Origin of the sequence: Cytobacillus sp. FSL R7-0696 (assembly GCF_038006865.1) — a bacterium.
GTDB lineage: Bacteria > Bacillota > Bacilli > Bacillales > Cytobacillaceae > Cytobacillus > Cytobacillus kochii.
In genome coordinates this window covers 1,809,837-1,829,918 of the sequence record NZ_JBBOWA010000001.1, presented here as the reverse complement: position 1 = coordinate 1,829,918, position 20,082 = coordinate 1,809,837, and the positions used below count along the sequence as shown (strand labels likewise).

Below are 20,082 nucleotides of genomic sequence, written 5' to 3'. Positions count from 1 at the left end.
AGAATTCGGATTTTTCTCTTGTCAAAAAACTTTTGTTCCAGTTTCATTATAATCATCAATAATAGAAATTGTTTTATTTGCCACTTCACTACCAAGGGATGCATATAATTTTTTATCTCCAATAATATAAAATTCCTCTTTTGCTCGTGTAGCTGCAACATTCATCATATTTGGATCAGAAACAGTCCACCTTGCTGCCCCACTGCTATTTGAGTCAGCTCCAAGAACAAAATAGACAATTTTTGCTTCTTTCCCTTGAAAAGTATGAACAGTCCCGATATTGGTTATTTTTCCATTTTCCCGTTTCGTGAAGTTAATCTCATCTAATACACGTGCAAGTTTATATGCCACATTTCTAAAAGGGGTTATAACATAGATATCGTCTGCTAATGCTGGACTTTCTTGCAAACCTTCTATAATTAAATTTTTCAATAAATCAGCTTGTTCTTTAACAAATTTATCATTTGCTTTCCCAGTTGAGTGATACCACTTTGATTTACCATTTGACTTTTCTTCAGGTTTACCTTGTACCATTAACCCATCATAAGATATTTCATTTGAAATCGTAAACATTGGATAGTTTGAACGTCTGTGTACCCAAAGTGGTATGCCTATCCATTCATCATCATTTTTTTTGAATCCATACTGACTTGTGTCATCCACAATAGTTTGAGTAGAAACATCAGCAGCAACAAATTTCTCGTCAACTTTGTAATGTCTTCCAATCAAGGTCAATACATTTGAATCTAAACTCACTACTGGTTTTATCTGTGACGGATCCCCAACAACCATAATTTTTTTACTTCTTAATATTGCACCAACACTCGCTTGTGGTAAAGCTTGACCAGCTTCATCGATAAATAAATTACCAATTGAGTTTTCATTCATATTTTTAAACATTCTTCCAAAACTAGCAAATGTAGTACTAACAACAGGGATAGCGAAATTCAACCATTGCCATGATTCTGAAATTAACTGATACCCATTCTGTTTCCCTATGTATTCAGACTGCTTATTCCAAATAATCCTAGCAGCTTTTAAGTTTTTTCTGTTTTCATACAAGAATTGCTTTCTAACTTTCAAGGCAGAAATAAATAATTCTGATTGTAAAACTCGAAATTGCCTTGTAAACCACGGATTAGACTTTTGTAGTTCATCATACGGGAGTGAAAAATCCAGTTCACTTATTCCACTTTGAAACTTAAGTTCTTCCAATAGCTTAATTTCATTTTCGATTTTTTTAATATTATTTTGTTGAGTAGTCATCCATCTTTTGAAGTCATCTTGAATGATCCGAATTTTTCTTTCAATCTTCTCAGCTTTTATCTCATTATCCTTTTTCCTATTTTCTAGTAGTTTGCGATCGTTCAAAATTTTTGTTTTCTGTTGAGAAAGATCATTTAAAAGATCATTCGCATTATTGAGTTCTCTTAAATATTGTTCAACTTTTGACTTTTTAAATATCTTTTGAACCCATAAAAAACTTGGCTTTTGTGAAATAACAACATCAAAATTCCGTTCTGCTTGAGTATACATATTAGCAATGTTATCAAGTTCAATGACAATATCCGATAAATCTTTTTGCAGATTTACACTTTCATGGTTATTTCTTTCTAGTTCAAGCCTAGCTTCTTTATCTTGTGATTCCAAAATCGATTCTCTTTTTTGTTTCTCCTGTTCAAAAGCGATGGATTGCTCTTTATGTTTATTTTTTAATTTTTTGAGAGAATATATTTTCTCACTATACTCTTGTATTTTCTCTCTTACAATTTTTATCTTTTCATATTTTTGTAAGAACTCTTGATATACACTTACACTTGTATTTGCTTGATAATTTTCTTCCAGATCTTTTTCAATTACTTCAATATTTAAAAGTAACTTATTAATATTTTTTGACGTACCACCTTCTAATGAAAATGCACCCCAATTTTCATCATTTAAAAGTTCACTTTCAATTTCGCGATTCTTCCCGAAACCTTTACCGTCCAATTTTGAATTAGAAACATCTTTGAAATAATTCGCTTCCTCTAGTTGTTTTTGAAATGCAATATCAATTTCCTCTTTCTTTGGTAACTCCATCACAATATTTTGGACTGCCCCATTGTTTGAACTTGCAACAATCATGTTTTTATCTGAAATCGATTGGGGTAATGTTCCAAGTCTTGCATTTTTCCAATAAACCAGATTTCCTTGAATAGTTTTATCAGGAAGCTTGATAATTTCCGCTGCCTGTTGTACTACTAAATCAGCAAATATGTCTTTTAAGAGCGTAGTTTTCCCTGTCCCTGGTGGCCCATTAACACTTCGAATATCATTTTTATCATTTAAAGCAAGGTTTACAGCAACTTGTTGCATAAATGAAAGCGAAAAATCAGGATTACTGGGGAAACGCCCTAATGGATAAAATTTAGGTTGTAAAATTGTCTCAAAAATATTTGAGTTAAAGTGAATTGATTTTTTATTCCCGTCTAAATTTTCCCTATATCCAGAAAAACCATTAAAAAATCGATTCAAGTTTTCATTAGTTATTGTCTTTGCTTTGGTTAGATCTTCAATAAAGAATGAATGTAAATTGACATCTCCATTATCTAAGTTTTTCACAAATGCATAGCGGAAGTTCTCTTCGGATACATGATACTTTTGTAAAAGTTCGGAAATCGCGACATTAAAATCTTCGTGAAATTTCCTAACCAAGTTTTCTCTAAATGAGGTTTCAACTTTTGAAATATCTTCAGGCAAAACACCATGCTGATGAATATAGCCACTCATAGTAAAAAACAATTTGTCTGCTATGAAATTTAATTGATTATCAAAAAATAATGAGAAAGTAAATTTATCTGAGTTACTTACCTCTTCATATGTATTAGCAATCTTGTATTTTTCCCTTAAAATATCAACAACTTCTTGAAAATTAAAAATATCAAAATAAAATACTAATCCTGACTTTTTAAATTGCTTTTCTGAAACATTTTGCTGTTCTTTTTGTTTAATTAAAAAGGCTGAGAAAAAATAATGCCAGTCATCTTCCTTTTTATGTAACAGCTTTAGCGATTTGTCTTTTTTATTAATATCACCTTCAGAAAGCTGCTCTATTGTAATCCAGGCATTTATGATATCTTCTCTTTTATTCAACTTCTCACTCCCATTATCAAATATTTGTTAAAACCTTATTAAACCCTTTTAGCAGGATATAACGATCCAGTATTTGGAATAACCTATCTATCAAAATTATCGGCATTTCATCCATAATTTTCATGGTTTTTTAATGTGTCGTATATATAGTTAATCATCATTTAACCTAACATAGCTTCACAAATACTGTACCCCCAATATAAAACAATTGATTTGTAATGTATGATAATATATATAAAAAAAGACATACTGAGGATAAAAACATGAATGGATTAGTATTTGAAAAGATAAGTTTTACTCGTGATCATGTAAATGCTGTAAAGACACTGCACCTAAATAACTATCCGATTTTATATATACTATATAACGAGAAAAAGAGACCGTCCGCCTATATTGGACAGACGGTTCAAGCTTCACGACGTTTGAAAAAGCATCGAGAAGAAAAAAACGGAAAAATTTGAGCCATTCTATATTAATTGGACATGAAAAATTTTTGCGGTGCCTATTAATTGTTGAGAAAAAACAATTTTCTCAACATTTCGTCTGAAACGCTGCTTTCCCTTCCAAAATGTCCTGCAAAAACTTTTTTGATTTGGTTAATTGTTTCCTGATATCATCTATTTCTTTGATTTTTTGTTCAACGATTGTTTTCTTTTCATCGTATGATAAGTTCATTTGTTGATTGACCATCATACTTATCTCTTCTATTGAAAAATCTGCGCATAGAAGTGCTTTTACATCCTCAAGGTACTCCACAATTTCTTCAGCATATACGCGATAATTATTTACATCTCGCTCAATATAACAGTCAGGAATTAGATTTTTGCGTTCATAGAATCTTAATGTGGATATGGGCAAATCCGTTAATTTCGAAACTTCATTTATTTTCATCATATGACCTCTTTTTTTATTGCTATAAACCTAGGTTCATAGTTCATAATGTGCTTATGATAACCAATGGCATATAAAATGTCAAAATAATCTAAAGTTATCAAAAGGAGCGATTTTATGTTCAACCATATTCTGAATAACGATTTCGTCGATATAGTCAAAGGAAGGCGTTCTGTTCGTCATTATGATGAAGATTTTAAAATATCGCAAGAAGAGTTAAGCGAGATTATTGCGGAAGCTAGTTTGGCGCCATCCTCTGCAAATATGCAATCTTGGCGTGTAGTTGTTGTAGATACTCCCGAAGGAAAAGAAAAACTTAAACCTCTTGTACGTTTCAATACATTACAAAATGATACTTCTTCTGCCATGTTATTAATTTTTGGTGATACAAAAAGCTATTTGTATGCAGAAGAAATATTTAATACAGCTGTAGAACAAGGGAAAATGCCGCCTGAAGTGAGAAATAGCCAACTCGAGACCATTCTATCAATCTATCCAACACTATCAAAAGAAATGAAAGTTGAAATTGCAAAAATCGATAGTAGTCTCTTTGCAATGCAATTAATGTTAGTAGCTCGTGCGCACGGATATGATACAAATCCAATGGCGGGATTTGAAGCAGATCAGCTAGCAAAAACTTTTGAATTGGATGAAGAACGATATACTCCCGTAATGATCCTTTCAATTGGTAAAGCCAAAGTAGCTGGATACGAATCCATTCGATTAAGTACTGACAAAATTTCGTTTTGGAGATAAACCTGACAATCCATTAGAAGTGCAAAAAAAGAGAAGAAGTTTCCTACTAATAGTGGGAATGCTTCTTCTCATTTCCCTTCCATTTCATGTTGAAACAGAGTTTGATTGGTGTGTTTATGATTCCCTCCCTAACAAACCAACCAACTCCCTAAAAACAAAAGAAGGATTCCTTTGCAAAGTATCTAGACTAACTGTTTTCTGATCATCTTTCCCTATCAGAGACAGTTCCCTTTTGTCTTTATTGATTTTGATCAAAACATTCTTAATCCTGTATTCTTCTACCTTAGTTGCTATATCGATTTCTACTGAGTCCAGTTCAATAGATATTTTATCGGAGACCCTTCTTAGCATTCTCCAGAGCGTTTTTTCTTCTTTCGATCTCATAAATAGTTCTGGGAGCTCTGTCGACTCTTTCAAATGATTTAATGTGGTCTGCATATAGGCAGCCACACCGTAGCCTACAGGTTTAATGATTGGGTTGCAGTTGATCCAATGGTCCACTTCAAATTGCATGTATTCTTCGCTGCCTACTTTTTCAGGTCTTATTTCTTTGGCCCTGCCATAGCAGATGACTCCGTTTTGTTCTAAAATACCTTTTTTTACGTAAAGAGCGATATACTTTGTCTCTTGCCAGCCTGATTTAAGCTTAGTGATAGGAATACGATAGCTGCCTGTCTGTTTAGATTGAATATACTCTTCTCGATCTTTCACAAGGCCAACAAGCACTTTCTCTTCCAAATTGGAATGCCATTCTTCTAATGACCCTCTTGGTAAGATGCCTTCATGTTGGATTTCTTCAGGGCTTTTTTCGATCAGTCTCTCTACAAATTTTTCGACTAAGCCTGTTGCATTAGGGAGAAATGGCAAGCCACCAATATTGACTTTATCAATGCTCTTATAGAAGTGATGATTTTGGTACAACTCTTCAAAGGACCACGGAAAAAGGACGTAGGCGCCAAAGGCTGTTCGTTCATACGGCCCCTCATTATAGGCTACAATCGAATCTCGATAACGGTGCATTGTGTTTATATCATCCTCAAGTGGCCCGGGGTGCTTATATCGATTTTGATAATAACTGCCTTCTTGGGCGTAATCGATACGATATTTGGCATCGAATACATAGTTATAGGTAAAATCCTTGCCTTTCTTCGCAATGCTAAGCATCGTATCTGGCTTTTGAGGGATGGTAGGCAAACCGCTTTCGTACTTTTGGTATGTTAGAATAATCTCCTCTTTCGTAAAAGGATGCTTGTATTTTCTCGTTGCTGAACGGTTCGTTTGCAGATTAACAAACAACCCGTCCCTGTTGACCTGGATGATATCTTGACTGATCAGTTGATACTTCTTATCAAGGATTTGCCCAAGCTTCAAGAATGTCCAATATTCATAAAGCGTGGCTACGTCTTTTACCGACATTTGATACAGTTTTCCTTGTAGCATCAATCCTTTGGATACGGTCAAATAAATTTGAAATGCTTCTCGATAGCCGGGTGCCATCTGCAGCACTAAACTATGAATGGAGCGATCCAGTTTTTTAATCCCTTTCCAAAAGGGGCTTTTTTGCTTCGCTTCTAATTGCTTAATCATCTCAATCAACTTGTCAGAAAGGTCTGTATCCACTTCGATTTCCCATCTCGCGCCTTTATGTCTTAATGTCTCCAGTAAATCATAGAGCTTATGAGATACCCGTTGCATCATCCATTTCACATATCGATTTTCCAACGTATCATAGGTAAGTTCTTTTTTCATCCGGAGACCTTCGATAGGCATAAATGTTTTATGATTGTTCTGAATTGAGATGCCCTTGTTAACCTCCGTAAACAAATGCGGCCTTTTCTGCAAATAGGTTCGACTTCTCGTGTCTAATTTATTTAATTGGTCTCCCCTTACTTTTTCATACGTTTTGTGTAAGAGGTGTTGTGGCTGTCGTTCAATCTGGTTAACAGCTTGAATGAACTGATCAAAATGCTTACTAATGAGACGGTAAAATTCACTTCTTGAAGGCTTGCCCTCAAGTTTTAATCTAGCCCCTAAATAAGTTTTGCGAATGAAATGGAAGGCGAGATTATAAATTTCATCGTTCACCTCTTCTAGAAGCTTTTTATAGTCATTTCGATAATCAAGTTTTGCTGGAAACACCTCTAGCGTCACATCTAACAGCTTTTGACTACCATCCCTAATTTCAAAAGGAGTTAACCCGACTTCATTCTGGAATCGTAAGTTACCCATCAACATATAAGTACCAGCTATCTCTACCTTAGCGACGGCTTGTCTTAAGCCCGGATGCTCATGGTAAAAGGACAATTCCCTCTTTGTCTTCGGCACAACGATGACTTGATACACACCATTCTCGAAAAAAATCGGCCGTAATTGTGAAGATTCCTGAAGCAATTGCGTTTCAATATTATAAATCAATACCTGCCTTACTTTTTCGCCATGAACAGAAAACTGCATGACATCATGCCGATCCATTGCCCGGTATTGTTTCAACCCTTCATATCGCTCGTGATACGGCTTACCTTTCACCACAAGAGACATATCCTCCGTTTCGATCTTCACCAGTTCAACATCATCACGATACCCAGAAGGATGTAAAGCCATCTGCCTGTAACCTCCTCAGCATCTCAACCACCTTCCTGGCGCTTCTAGAGTACAGCGCAGCACTCTCTACGTCGAACATGGCATTTTCATCGTCCTGATACGCCGTATTCGTGAATAGTTGATATAGTTCCCTTAGTAACTGATCAATTCTAGCATCACTTCCGGATAAACGTGGCAAGATCTTCTGAAGAATACAATGATCAAACGCTTCCTCAAAGGTCATTAACTCCCCTTCCTTGTTATACGCCAGATAGAACGAGATTTCGTCCCTCACCCGGTAACCAATATGGGCATTAATTAGCTGGAGAGACTGATTAATCCTCACGAGCTCAGCTGTAGCTTTCTCAATCATCTCAGTATCTTCCCGATAAAGATCCTTCAAATGTAAATACCTTGAAGCCAGTTGACTCTGCCCTATCACCACAGGCTCGGCTTCTTCAAGGTCTTGAAGGAAAGATAAATGATCCAACTCCACACGATTAAACTCGATTGTGTTCGCACGGTCCAACACCTTTTTACTAAACGGATGTGTCGTTTCATCCATATTAACGGTCCCGATTACAAATAGATTATTAGGCAGTGTAATCACCCCATTCGCAATCTCTTCCGATAATAAAGCAGATGTAACCACCTTCCCATCCTCCAACCGACGACTCTCCATGACACTGAGAATATCACTGAAATAATACTCAACCCGCGCTAAGTTCATTTCATCTAAAAGAACAAAATAAGGCAGGTCAGGATGCCTATGTGCTGCTTTAATGGCTTTTGTTAAAGGACCTTCTTTAAAATCTCCCTTAATATCTACATAACCTAATAAATCAGAACCATCGCTCCAATCAGGCCGCACAGGAATCAACGTAAACTGCCCATTTTTCTCATTCGCACCAACACTCTCAGCAAACCATTGCACCATCTTAGTTTTCCCCGTTCCAGAAATACCGGAAAGAATCACAAACGGCTTGGTTTTCAAAGAAAGATATAAGTTGATGACTTCCTCTTTCGGATAATAAAACCCTTTGTTTTGTATGTAAGAATAGATATGGTTGATCAAATCCTTAGTAGGCAAGAATTCATAGCTTGTCTCCCTAATTATTTCCTCATTACTATTGTTTGAAGGGTCTTCATAAATAGTACGGTCATTCAACGAAATATAATGCTCATATATCTCGATCATGCTTCTTAAATCATTTAAAATCACATTTTCTCCTGGCATCTGATCCACATCATAACGAATATATGCTGCGGTAGATAACGCATAGCCCTTTGCCTTCTTACTCTCTCCCAGATTAATATGATCATCAATCTTAACCTTGCTAGTTGCGGGAATAGACTCCCTCATCTCAGCTTTAATTCTCAGCATCTCATCCTTAGAAGTTTCCGTTACCCCCTGGCCCAAAGTAAGATAGATACTTTGCATATCCTCGCTAAACAAATAAACAATATAATAACCTCTTTGCGTTGAAACAGTAATTTTACGATTCATGATCGCTATCCAAGGAACAGCCGCCCAGTTCCCTTGCCCCACCGATCCAGTCACAACATATTCGGAAGGGTTAATAAAAGGAAGGTTATGTATAGCCGCAGTCACCTCACTTCGAACAAAGGGTCCCAATTGGTGCCCCCCGAAAGCTTCCCTCTTTGCAGCTAAATATTGATTCGCAATCCTGATTAATTTCTCTCGTATATTTTGAGACATGATCTGCTCCTTTTTATTTAAAGTGTCAAAATAAGGCTCTGTTGGATTCCACTCTTCATCAATTAAAGTTGTGCTTTGTAACCATACTATTACCTCTGTTGTATTCATCCCTAGATGATTCTGTTTCTATATGTATTCCTTGATTATCTACCTTTGTAATTTTTTGAATATTTGAGGTTTTGATGTATTTTATTCGTTTTGCTAGTTCAATAATAAGTTGCTCAATCATTTCTTCACTCCGTTTACAGATCGATCCAATTATTTGTATATATTATACTATAATAAAAAGCCATTCAATTGGGTGAATGGCTTTATTAGGGCATTAAAAATAGAATGTTACTATTTTGCCTTTTTAAAATTTAATTGTGATAAGATTCTGAGATGAAGCTCAGTGACAATCCTAAGAAATCTTTACCATGTTAAATTGCGTTACCATATTCCTCAATAGCCCACTAGGTGCAGTTTCACTACTTGAGAGACAATTTATTTCACTAAAACTAGAAAACTATCTTTCGATCTTGATACGGCAACGTTTAGTAAACTTTTACTAGCATCAATAAAATAGCATCCATCATTCTTCCCATATACAGTCGACATAATAATAACCTGTCTTTCTCCACCTTGGAAAGTATGAACCGTACCCACATCAACCAGTTTTTTTATATGCTCTGGCAATGCTTTTTTTATCTCTGAAACCTGCTGTTTAAAAGGTGTGATTATGCCTAAAATATTTTTATGATTAATTTTTGGATACATAGCTTTTAAATTATCAAAATTCTCACTTATCCAATTTGCTATTTCCCTTGCTTCTACTTCATTATATCTACTACCTGCTCGTTTATTAGATTGGATACTATCTATCTGATAATGTCCAAAGTGAGGGATTGATTGTTCACTTAGTTTACTGTCTTTATCATTTGCACCTAGACCCCGTTTTGGCTCTAAATGCCCTTTATAGACTAGCTTGTTACAGTAATCAATGATTTCATCATAACACCTTCTATGCTCACTTAAAAATAGCCCTCGTTCTTCAAACTTTTCAAATTTACAGCTTTTGCATGCAACCTTCATTACACTTGACTCTGATGTATTTAGTCCCAACGTTGTTAGATTATCAAATTCATCTTTTACTTTAATCACTTCAGCTGTTTTTGCTAATGAGATATCTAGTTTTCTATGTATGTTCCAAACTGGTTCTATTTGATGGACATCACCAACTACAACTGCTTGTTTAGCCAATGAAAATGAACATGCTGCAATTTCGGGCGTTACTTGCCCTGCCTCATCAACAATTAATAGATCAATTTTATTATATAAATATTTTTGCTGTCCCTCATCATATGCAAGAAGAAGCTTGGGCAATTGATAAAATGTCATAACATAACAAGGTGTGATCATACTTAAATTGTCATAGAATAGGGTCAATACATTTTGAAAGTTTTTTCCCCTTTGTTTAGCAGTAAGTTTTTTAGCAGTTAACCATCTACATTCATAATAATGAACCGCTAACCAAAATGATAAATATCTTAAAGAAGTATCCAACAGTCCATTCAAATCATCTATATTTTTTACGCTAAAAATATCAAAATCTTCAGTTTTAAGCACATTTAAATTAACTAAATGGTCAATAACTTGCTGAATATTTATCTTTATATCTTTTACCTTTTTACTTAACTCCTCTTTTTCATGAATGCTGTTTCTTACATTTTTAATTACCGAACTATAATTTGAAATAATCTCTTCTATACCCATACTATCATCTAGAAAAGCTTCTTCTAAGTTAATAAAGGCACTTATTCTGTTTTGGACTTTATGTTTAGTGTTTGGTAAAAATTTAAGCCAACGATAATAAAAAGGAATTTTCTTATATTCTTCTTGCCATTCTTTTACTCTAGCTTGCAACTTTTGTAAATTTTCTTTTCCATCTTCTATCTCTTTTTTAATATCTTCAATAAACATATCTATACTTTTTTCATTATGATTCATTGCAAAAAAATCGTTGAAATTTTTAAAAATAGTATTACTATTGTTTTTTATTCCATTTAATCGATGCCAAATTTTTTCTTCACAATCTTTTAAAGAGAGGATCGGCGTATCAAAATACGTGGAACATTCCTTTATAAACTTCTCCTGAGATTTCTGGATATTTTCATCACTTTCCACTTCTTCAAAGAAGTTTTCTCCTTTAGGATTCGTATGGTGAAATCCTTTTATTGTTGCCTCAGTCGCTTTGCTAGCAGAAGGAAAATAAACAGCAAAGCTATTTACACCCTCAACCCACCTATTCTCTAAATTATTGCGAGTCCACTTTTTCTTTATATTTCCAAATGATTCGATAATATTAGTAACAGCTTGGTTATTGGTTGAAGAAGCGACAATTACTGGAGCCTTTTCTTTATTTAAAGCTCTTTTCACATATAAATTTGCCACAAGTGTTTGTAATAAGGTCGTCTTCCCTGTACCGGGTGGACCATTAACAGCTAAGATATCACCTTCTTCCATATGATTAAAATGGATAAGACATTCTCTTTGTGAGGGGGATAATCCATATTCTCCCCCCATTTGGCCAACATGTTTGGGGGACTCCTCTATAGAATTCTTAATTAAAGGTTCTAACACACTAAATTCTTGCTTAATGAAATTTAAATATAATTTAGATTTTTTATAATTTCCTTTTATCAAATCATCATATAAAGCCAAGATATTTCTGGTTGCGATGATAGTATCATCTTTAAATAAATAAATTTTATCCTCCAACTCTATGCTACCTACTATAGGTTCAGTTATTTCACATCCTGTAATTTGCTCATACATTCCTTTACACAATTCAAAGTAAGATGCCCAGTCAGGGCAGTTTTTAAATTCATGAATATGAGCACTCATAAAATCATCAAAAATCTCTAAACTTCCAACTGCTAAAGATTCATCAATTAACGGAAATAAATATTCCCTGGGTATCCACGGAGTTTTCACCTCTGGAGGAAATAATCTTCCACTCCCGTCTAACAAAGCTGGAATGAAAAATATCCCACTTAAATCTTTGATATTGTTATTAACTCTTTCTTGTCCTTCAAAGATGGTCTTAATTGTTTTTGGAACAATTACTATTTCTATTTTATCCCCTGAGTAATTATTAGCCCCCTTAAAAAAATTTTGATAACTCTCTTCTGAGATCTGACCTATTCCAATATCTTCAAAAGAAACAATCTCATATGAACTCTTTTTGAAGTCTATTGATAGTTTGGCCGCAATACTATCTCTAAAATATTGGGTCATTTGTAGATTCATTTGCATAAAATGTGTCCTTTCATTTACATTATAGTAATAAATGTGAAGGGTATGAGCAGATAAAACAAAAGGAATGTACATCGAAAGAAATCACCTTATATTGTCGAAATAACTTTTAAACAATTTAAATAATAACCTCATTACTTATGATACGGTTCACCGTAGTTATTTAAGAGGCAAAAAAACAGACAGGATCAATACTTTCCTGTCTGTTTTCGTTTATTCAATGAAGGATTTGTACTACGTAGCAAATAACTTTGTTTGTTGTTCTTCTTCAACCTGCCCAGTTAGTTCAGCAACTATCATAATCTGACTTTTCCATGTTTTTTACTCAATATTTTCTGCCAAGTCAAGAGCGACATTTATATCACCGTCTCCTACAGCTTCAGCAAAGCGACTTGCCTCTTCAATATACCCAAGACGAGTGTAGCTATAAGTACTGGAGAAGGTTTCATAAAACAATACCAGACCATTATCCCCATACAACATGATATCTCCCGCTACAATCTCTCCGGGTCTCTCAGAATTTGTTGGAAGTTTTTCTTGGAAGCTATAGAATTTTTCATTACTATTAACATCGCTCATGTTTATGTCTAATGGTAGTTTTTTAATTAATGCCTGTGTGGTTTGGTTATCGTAAAGCTTTGCAGAAAATACCTGATCGCCTATTGTTATGTTTAAATCTATCATCGTTGATGGGTTTGACATATCAATTTCCCTCGATTCTTGAATTGAGTTACTGGATGGCAATTCTTCTTGATTTGTTTCTTCTCTTTCATTCGTTTCAATATTAGCGCAGGCAGTCAGACCAAGACAGAAAAAAATAAAACAAAGGATAAAAAAGAATTTTTTCATTCTATGTAATCCTTTCTACATGCTTTTACTCAAATAAAATTAATTCTGTTTCACGATGGAAACTTGCACCGCCAACATAAGGAATCACATAGAATTATTCCTGACTGGTTTCAATTTTCTTTAATATCTTCGCAGGCACCCCTCCTACGATAACATTTTGGGGGACATCCTTTGTCACTACTGCACCAGCTGCGATAATAGCTCCATCACCAATGGTTACACCGGGAACGACTGTGGCATTTGCTCCAATCCAGACATCATTACCAATCGTAATGGGGGCAGGATGCATTGTGCCACGCTTTCTAGGGTCAATATCGTGATTAAGAGTAGCCAAAACTACATTGTGTCCAATGAGAACACCATCGCCAATGGTAATTCCACCTTGGTCCTGAAAGCGACAGCCTGAGTTAATGAAGACATTCTTGCCCACCTTAATGTTTTTCCCACAATCCGTATAAAAAGGAGGAAACATGGCAAATGTTTTGTCTACTGGTTTGCCAATTAATCGGGAAAACAGTTCCTGAACTTCTTGTGGAGTATGATAACGTCCATTCAACTCAGCGGTTAATTTCAATGCTTCTTGCGAGGCTTTGTGCATTACTTGATGCATCTCCGACCCTCCCTCAACCACTTCACCTCGGTTCAAGTGTGCTAAAAAATCATGAATATTCATTAAAATCCTCCTTGTCGATTACTAAGACTATCTCTTATATACTTATCAATTAAATACAATTTTAAATCTTAGAGTTAACTATAGGTCAAGTGGTAAAGATACCGAATTGATATTGCAATTTAGGTTGCAATAATTACATATAAGAAAAGCAAAAAATCAAAGATTATTCCTTTTTTTATACTTTGACACTCTATATAGGTCATGATAATATACATTTCAAAAATATAAAGTTAACTAGAGGTTTATATCCTAAAGAGAGGAAGATGTATGATGGCCACATATTCGATTGGGGAAGTAGCAAAGGAATTGAACCTTACAGTATATACTTTGCGTTACTATGACAAAGAAGGTCTTATGCCTTTTGTAGAACGAACGCCAAGTGGTACAAGAGTGTTTAAGGATTCAGATATCGAGGCTTTAAAAATCGTTGAATGCTTGAAGTCTACAGGAATGCCAATAAAGGAAATTAAAACCTTCTTTGAATGGTGTTCTGAGGGAGACTCTTCTTTAAAACAAAGATATGAAATGTTTATGGAACGGAAATCCTGTGTGGAAGCTCAAATGGAAGCACTAAAAAAAACAATGGAACTTATTGATCATAAATGTTGGTATTATAAGACTGCATTAGATGCAGGAACGGAAGATATTCATAAGCAGAATAGTATTGAAATTCCTACAAATAAATAAATAAATAAAAACCTACCTGTACATCTATTGACCTAGAGTTAGCTTTAGGGATTATCCTAATAGTGCTTCACAAATTCATGGCAAATAGGTATAGGAGTGGAATAAGAGATGAAAGAAGAGTTAACGATTACACAAGAATGGGATAAAGTTTTTCCTAAAAGTGAAAAAGTGAATCATCGGAAAGTTATTTTCCACAATCGGTATGGAATTACTTTGGTAGCTGACTTATATGAACCGAAACAGTTTGAAGGAAAGCTTCCAGCAATCGCTGTCTCCGGTCCATTTGGAGCAGTTAAGGAGCAATCATCGGGTTTATATGCTCAAACGATGGCCGAGAAAGGATTTTTAACCATTGCCTTTGACCCCTCTTTTACAGGTGAAAGTGGAGGAACCCCTCGCTATGTGGCATCACCAGACATCAATACAGAGGATTTTCAAGCGGCTGTAGACTTCTTGTCCGTTCAAGAGAATGTGAATCCTGACAAAATAGGCATTATCGGCATTTGTGGCTGGGGAGGAATGGCTTTAAATGCTGCTGCTATTGATACAAGAATTAAAGCAACGGTGGCCTCTACCATGTATGATATGTCTCGTGTGATGGCACGAGGATACCATGATGCAATGGATGAACATGCACGATATGAAACAAGAAAAAGTTTAAATGCACAGAGAACTTTAGATTACAAAAATGGAGAGTATGCAAGAGCCGGTGGAGTAGTAGACCCCCTTCCAGAAGATGCGCCATCGTTCGTAAAAGATTATTTCGATTATTATAAAACAAGTCGTGGGTATCATGAGCGCTCATTAAATTCTAATGATGGATGGAATATCACTACGTCATTATCATTTATGAACATGCCGCTATTACAATATAGCAATGAAATTCGTAATGCGGTTCTCTTGATACATGGTGAGAAAGCTCATTCTTTATACTTTAGTCAAGACGCGTTTAATAAATTAAAAGGTGATAATAAAGAACTGACGGTGATTCCGAATGCTAGTCATACAGATTTGTATGACAAGACTGATATCATCCCATTTGAGGACATTACAGAGTTCTTTCAAAAAAACTTGATTTAATTAGTTATACAATTTTAATGGGCAAAATAAAGCATTGGTAAACTTATTTTTTAACAATGCTTTATTTATTATTAGTAACCTATCTGATTTTAAAATCAACAGATTTAAGTCCATTCGAATTGTTTAACGTCCGCATTCTCCAGCATTTTATAAATAACATTTATCTTAGATCTATCTTGTCCATAGAAACGGTTTTTACAGAAGGTAAAAATCATTCGAGTTTTTGCTCTAGACATTGCAACAAAAAAAGTAAATGTTTCGTCATCTGGGAAGTTCTCAAAATTCCAAAAAGCTCCGTCTTCTAGTCCCAATAAAATCACAGTTTCAAACTCAAGACCTTTACTTTTATGAATTGACATAATCGGAATTGAATAAATTCCCAGAAAATCGTCTACTGCTTTATTCCAAACCTTATGTTTTTCATATGAATAAAAAAGAAACTCCGCAGTTTGTTTTACTTTTATTTCTAAATAATTTCCTTTTCTATACTCTGGATAGCTACTTTTAATTAAATCTAAACCTATCAAAGTTAAAATTTTGTATAACCATTGCTCTACTACTTTTTCGGTCACTTTCAATGTCTCATCTTTAAGAGTCTTTTTAAATTGAACTATAAAGCTATTAATTTCTATTTCTACTTGATAAGATTCTGTTTCATTTTCACCACGTAAATTTAAAACATTCGATATTAAACTAGACCAAGCATTAGGGTCACGATCTGTTGTAGCTAAAGAAAATACGTCGATTACATATTTCATAAAATTTTCCGCTAGTAAGTCTTGCCACTGATCCTCTATCCTTGAGTGTATTCCTAAATTACTTAATTCATTTATAAGCATGTCACAATACATATCTGCCCGTTGTCTAACTAAAATACCTATATCTCTTCGTTCAAGTTTTTCTTGATCAATCCATGTTTTAATTTCTAATGCCAATGTTTTTGCTTCTTCAGAAGCCTTGGTGAAGTTCCATACCTCGCATATTCCCTCCCCCTCATTCTTCCATTTGTCAGATGGTGATATTACTGTTGAACCGCCCATCATATCATTTATTATTGATGTTTGGATTCGGACTAAATTAGGAGCAGACCTATGGTTTAGAACCAACTCAAATTCTTTAGCCTCAAAGTCTTCCTTAAATTGATTAAATACGCCCTCCATTGCACCCGCCCAACCCATAATCTTTTGTTTAAGGTCACCCACAGCGGTCACTGAAACATTTGAATCCATAAAAATTGTTCTAACTAAGTCATATTGGATTAATGTTGTATCCTGAAATTCATCTAAAAAAACATGACTATATGTAGCTCTGATTGCTCTTAAAATCTTAGGGTTTGACCTAAATAAGTATTCCACAATTCTTGAAATCATAGGAAATGTTAACATTGAATTTTCTTTATCATTAATATAACTTTTCCAAAGTTGAAACTTATACCAAGATTCTATTGAATCTATATTGTCCGTTTGTAATGGTAGTTTATCATTTGCATATGTCTTAGCAAAAAGATCATAATCAAAGTAATAATTCCAACCATTGTTTTCAATAGGCTCTTCTGCTTCTTCTCTAAGTTTGATTACATCTCTTCTATTAAAATTAACTATTTCATATTCTAGAGTTGGTCTATAAAATTGAGGTATAGCTAAACGAAATCTATCCATCAGTTGTTTTGCAAATGAGTCATATGTTAAGGAAACAAACCTATTAGAAAATTCTTTACCAGATCGTTTTTCAACTCGTTCCTTTAAATTTTTTGCTGCATCTTTCTTAAAGCTTATAGCAAGTATTCTGGCAGGATATCTGCTAGTGTTTGTTTCTAACAAATAACAAGCCTTCTGTGCCAACAATTCGGTTTTGCCTGCTCCGGGACCAGCTAACACATAAGCGTTTTTCTCATACTTTACTACATCTTCCGCAGTGCTTTCTAAAACTACATCGTCTTTTGAGATCCAAGCTTCTTTTTTTACAAAGTTATTCAGAAAAATCACCATCAATAATTGATTTAATCCCCTTCATTAACTTTTTTAGTGGAATTGGCAATTGCTCACTTAATAGTTTGGGGTCTATATTTTCTAATGCGATAATATGAGTACTTGGTTTACCTCTACCTAAGAAAAAGTAATCATACCAAATCATTAATTCTTTCTGCTCGTCTGAATATGTAATTCCGGAACCACCCTCGGTTTTTAGAGTTGTTCTTACTCCTTTTTCTAAACGGTCTCTGTATTCAATAGACTCTTTCTTTTTATCTACATGTTTTGGACCACCATGTTTAGGGATTATCTTTTTATATGCTTCGAGAAAACTTTCAATCATTAGGAAATCGATATCTAGTGGAGCCGAAAAATAAATCCCATAATTCTCTAAAAATTCAACCCATGAATAGAGATCTTTTCTATCATCCTCTGTTTCTATAGACCATGTGTGCATCTTAGAGAAATCTTCATCACTTAATACTCCATTTTGTACAGACAGTATCTTACGCTTTTCATAGCCTAATTGGATTAACTGCTGTAATGCATATTTAATTCGACCCCATCCACCACCATTTCTTTCTAAGTCTAAATCCAATAGAGTTAAATAAGGGATATTCAGTTGATGTAGTAATTTCCAAAAATGATTTACGTGTCTTCCACCCAATGGAACGATAGAAATATTGCTTTGATCTAAATCAGTATCTAAAAGGTTAATTATCTTTGGAAGTATAATCTCTTCACTTTCACCTTCTCCTAAAACAACTAATTGTGAAAAATACAGTTCTGGATATGCCATAATTGCAGCTTTTATATATTTATATTCATCTTCTTTATCTTTCTCAGGAAGTATTATTGAATTTACGATAGTTCTTATTGCTTTTTGATCGATTCTAAAATGGAGAATTGACTTTGGGTCAACTCTTTTAATCATCGAAGGTGAGTGGGTAGCAACTAAAACTTGTGCATTATCATTTTCAGAAACGTCAGTTAAGGCTTTCATTATTCGACCAAGCAAGTGCGGAGAAATATGATTTTCTGGCTCTTCTACGGCTAGTAACGTCAACACTGGTGGTTGAAGTTTATACACTTTTTTATCTTCCTCAGCTTCATCTTGTAATGCCTCATTCTCAATTTCTAAAAAAGAATTTACTATAGTTAAGTAAAAAATTGAGCGTAGCCCATCACCTAATTGATCCACCTTATATTTGCTTCCTGTTTCAGTTGGTTCAAAATAAACCTCTACCTTTTTTAGAATTGAGTCTAAATCTGCATGGTTGAAAGCCACCATAGTTGAACGATAGCGAAAATCATTATGGTATTTTCTCCATTGACTATTAAGTATTTCTCTTAACCGTTTAACACCATTTACTTCATCAAAAATCCCATCAACTTGCTTCATTTTTTCTTGTATGTCACTATTAATTTCTTTAGGCCAGTTAATTCCTTTTAAAATCCTCCCTAAGATAGATCCTGATGCATTTTTTAATTGTACGGCCGGGTCTCTTGTTGCAGGTATATATATCATTTGAATTTGGGATCGCTCACTAGCTTTAACTGGCTGTAAATCTTCATCCTCTGCTTTCGTTCCTAATGGAGATAGGACATAATATAATGCTTGCTCAATATTTCCTTCTAAAGTATTACCTTCTGATAACTCAGCTTTTAGCCTTATACGTACATAAGGACTTCCATCAACTTCACCTGCAACCATATGATTAAAATGCGGGGGGATAGTAGTATTTACCTTCTCAGCATCATTTTCCAGTTCTTTAAAATCAATTACAGCCTCTATAGAAAGTGAAGACTCATCATAATCTAATGGATTTTCATTAGCAGGTATATGGAAATCTGACCTTTCTATTAGTCTATCTCTTTGATACGGACTAAAAAGTTTAAGTAGAGCTTGGATTGCAGAAGTTTTACCACTGCTATTTGCTCCAACTAGAACTGACAATTTTTCTAATTCTAACTCAGTATTAGTCGGACCAAAGGATCGAAAATTATTAATAATCAATTTCGTTATTTTCATACCAAACACTCCTTTTTATTAGTTTTTACAAATAACCCCTAAAAAAACCTTCATTAATCAACCTGAATAATTAACTTCTAACGCCTTTATATAATCCAACAAGTTTCAATACCCCTTACATTCAGGTCTATAATTATCTATATACAAGTTTTATGTCTGTGCTTGATTGAATTAATAAAGAGACATTCTAATAATCATTTAAAATCTCACTACATTTCAGATATATATTTCCAGTCTGTGCTGCATGTCTGCGCTTTCTAATAATTAGAGATACAAAGTCAAGATACATGGGGACGGTTCTCATATTTCTCAGTTAAAATAGGGTTACTAAATAAGTTCTAATAAATGTTTTTTATAAAATGATCTTGGTGCCACCATCCTTAATTTGTTTAATCTAATGTGAAAATTGCAGGACCCT

Annotated in this window: 12 protein-coding genes and 1 pseudogene; 4 read left to right on the top strand and 9 right to left on the bottom strand. The window is 34.3% G+C overall.

Annotated elements, in window-relative coordinates; all coding sequences use genetic code 11:
* Window positions 1–21: 21 nt before the first annotated feature.
* The gene (locus tag MKX29_RS09565; protein WP_341105206.1) at window positions 22–3,132 is read right to left on the bottom strand and encodes a DEAD/DEAH box helicase; all 3,111 of its coding nucleotides are present in this window, start codon (window positions 3,130–3,132) and stop codon (window positions 22–24) included.
* Window positions 3,133–3,395: 263 nt separating this feature from the next.
* Between MKX29_RS09565 and MKX29_RS09560 the strand changes: the two genes are divergently transcribed.
* Window positions 3,396–3,593 carry a hypothetical protein gene (locus MKX29_RS09560; protein ID WP_341105204.1) on the top strand — a complete coding sequence of 66 codons (198 nt, stop codon included), beginning with the start codon at window positions 3,396–3,398 and terminating at the stop codon, window positions 3,591–3,593.
* A 70-nt stretch (window positions 3,594–3,663) separates the two neighbouring features.
* On the opposite strand, the gene MKX29_RS09555 is transcribed toward MKX29_RS09560, so the two are convergent.
* Entirely contained in the window at window positions 3,664–4,023 is a 360-nt protein-coding gene (locus MKX29_RS09555; RefSeq protein ID WP_095371373.1) for a MerR family transcriptional regulator, read from the bottom strand.
* A 117-nt stretch (window positions 4,024–4,140) separates the two neighbouring features.
* Between MKX29_RS09555 and MKX29_RS09550 the strand changes: the two genes are divergently transcribed.
* Window positions 4,141–4,779 carry a nitroreductase family protein gene (locus tag MKX29_RS09550; RefSeq protein ID WP_307318977.1) on the top strand — a complete coding sequence of 213 codons (639 nt, stop codon included), beginning with the start codon at window positions 4,141–4,143 and terminating at the stop codon, window positions 4,777–4,779.
* 114 nt (window positions 4,780–4,893) lie between these two features.
* On the opposite strand, the gene MKX29_RS09545 is transcribed toward MKX29_RS09550, so the two are convergent.
* The 5 genes and pseudogenes from MKX29_RS09545 to MKX29_RS09525 form a co-directional block, all read right to left on the bottom strand.
* A complete protein-coding gene (locus MKX29_RS09545) occupies window positions 4,894–7,380 on the bottom strand; it encodes a restriction endonuclease-like protein (protein ID WP_341105202.1) in 2,487 nt (828 codons plus the stop codon).
* Window positions 7,381–7,780: 400 nt separating this feature from the next.
* Window positions 7,781–9,046, bottom strand: a pseudogene (locus tag MKX29_RS09540) (MrcB family domain-containing protein); the annotation flags it as partial.
* Window positions 9,047–9,562: 516 nt separating this feature from the next.
* Complete coding sequence (locus tag MKX29_RS09535; protein ID WP_341105198.1) at window positions 9,563–12,448, bottom strand: DEAD/DEAH box helicase; 2,886 nt, start codon at window positions 12,446–12,448, stop codon at window positions 9,563–9,565.
* Between the two features lie 246 nt (window positions 12,449–12,694).
* A complete protein-coding gene (locus MKX29_RS09530) occupies window positions 12,695–13,222 on the bottom strand; it encodes a cyclophilin-like fold protein (protein WP_341105196.1) in 528 nt (175 codons plus the stop codon).
* Window positions 13,223–13,316: 94 nt separating this feature from the next.
* Complete coding sequence (locus MKX29_RS09525) at window positions 13,317–13,895, bottom strand: sugar O-acetyltransferase (RefSeq protein ID WP_341105195.1); 579 nt, start codon at window positions 13,893–13,895, stop codon at window positions 13,317–13,319.
* A 270-nt stretch (window positions 13,896–14,165) separates the two neighbouring features.
* Here MKX29_RS09525 and MKX29_RS09520 point away from each other — a divergent pair, with 270 nt between their 5' ends.
* Both MKX29_RS09520 and MKX29_RS09515 read left to right on the top strand, forming a co-directional pair.
* Window positions 14,166–14,582: a MerR family transcriptional regulator gene (locus MKX29_RS09520; RefSeq protein WP_341105193.1), complete on the top strand. Its 417-nt coding sequence runs from the start codon at window positions 14,166–14,168 to the stop codon at window positions 14,580–14,582.
* A 108-nt stretch (window positions 14,583–14,690) separates the two neighbouring features.
* Window positions 14,691–15,662: an alpha/beta hydrolase gene (locus MKX29_RS09515; RefSeq protein WP_341105191.1), complete on the top strand. Its 972-nt coding sequence runs from the start codon at window positions 14,691–14,693 to the stop codon at window positions 15,660–15,662.
* A gap of 104 nt (window positions 15,663–15,766) precedes the next feature.
* On the opposite strand, the gene MKX29_RS09510 is transcribed toward MKX29_RS09515, so the two are convergent.
* Together MKX29_RS09510 and MKX29_RS09505 are read right to left on the bottom strand one after the other, a co-directional pair.
* The gene (locus MKX29_RS09510) at window positions 15,767–17,650 is read right to left on the bottom strand and encodes an ATP-dependent helicase (RefSeq protein ID WP_341108240.1); all 1,884 of its coding nucleotides are present in this window, start codon (window positions 17,648–17,650) and stop codon (window positions 15,767–15,769) included.
* The gene (locus tag MKX29_RS09505) at window positions 17,631–19,664 is read right to left on the bottom strand and encodes an ATP-dependent nuclease (protein ID WP_341105189.1); all 2,034 of its coding nucleotides are present in this window, start codon (window positions 19,662–19,664) and stop codon (window positions 17,631–17,633) included. Before MKX29_RS09505 ends, MKX29_RS09510 begins: the two co-directional genes overlap by 20 nt.
* Window positions 19,665–20,082: the final 418 nt, after the last annotated feature.

Bases quoted from the DNA above. Each gene is read 5' to 3' on its own strand.
- MKX29_RS09515 (WP_341105191.1), top strand. From the start codon at position 14,691: ATGAAAGAAGAGTTAACGATTACACAAGAATGGGATAAAGTTTTTCCT.
- MKX29_RS09520 (WP_341105193.1), top strand. From the start codon at position 14,166: ATGGCCACATATTCGATTGGGGAAGTAGCAAAGGAATTGAACCTTACA.
- MKX29_RS09560 (WP_341105204.1), top strand. From the start codon at position 3,396: ATGAATGGATTAGTATTTGAAAAGATAAGTTTTACTCGTGATCATGTA.
- MKX29_RS09530 (WP_341105196.1), bottom strand. From the start codon at position 13,222: ATGAAAAAATTCTTTTTTATCCTTTGTTTTATTTTTTTCTGTCTTGGT.
- MKX29_RS09545 (WP_341105202.1), bottom strand. From the start codon at position 7,380: ATGGCTTTACATCCTTCTGGGTATCGTGATGATGTTGAACTGGTGAAG.
- MKX29_RS09505 (WP_341105189.1), bottom strand. From the start codon at position 19,664: ATGAAAATAACGAAATTGATTATTAATAATTTTCGATCCTTTGGTCCG.
- MKX29_RS09510 (WP_341108240.1), bottom strand. From the start codon at position 17,650: ATGGTGATTTTTCTGAATAACTTTGTAAAAAAAGAAGCTTGGATCTCA.
- MKX29_RS09550 (WP_307318977.1), top strand. From the start codon at position 4,141: ATGTTCAACCATATTCTGAATAACGATTTCGTCGATATAGTCAAAGGA.
- MKX29_RS09535 (WP_341105198.1), bottom strand. From the start codon at position 12,448: ATGTACATTCCTTTTGTTTTATCTGCTCATACCCTTCACATTTATTAC.
- MKX29_RS09555 (WP_095371373.1), bottom strand. From the start codon at position 4,023: ATGAAAATAAATGAAGTTTCGAAATTAACGGATTTGCCCATATCCACA.
- MKX29_RS09525 (WP_341105195.1), bottom strand. From the start codon at position 13,895: ATGAATATTCATGATTTTTTAGCACACTTGAACCGAGGTGAAGTGGTT.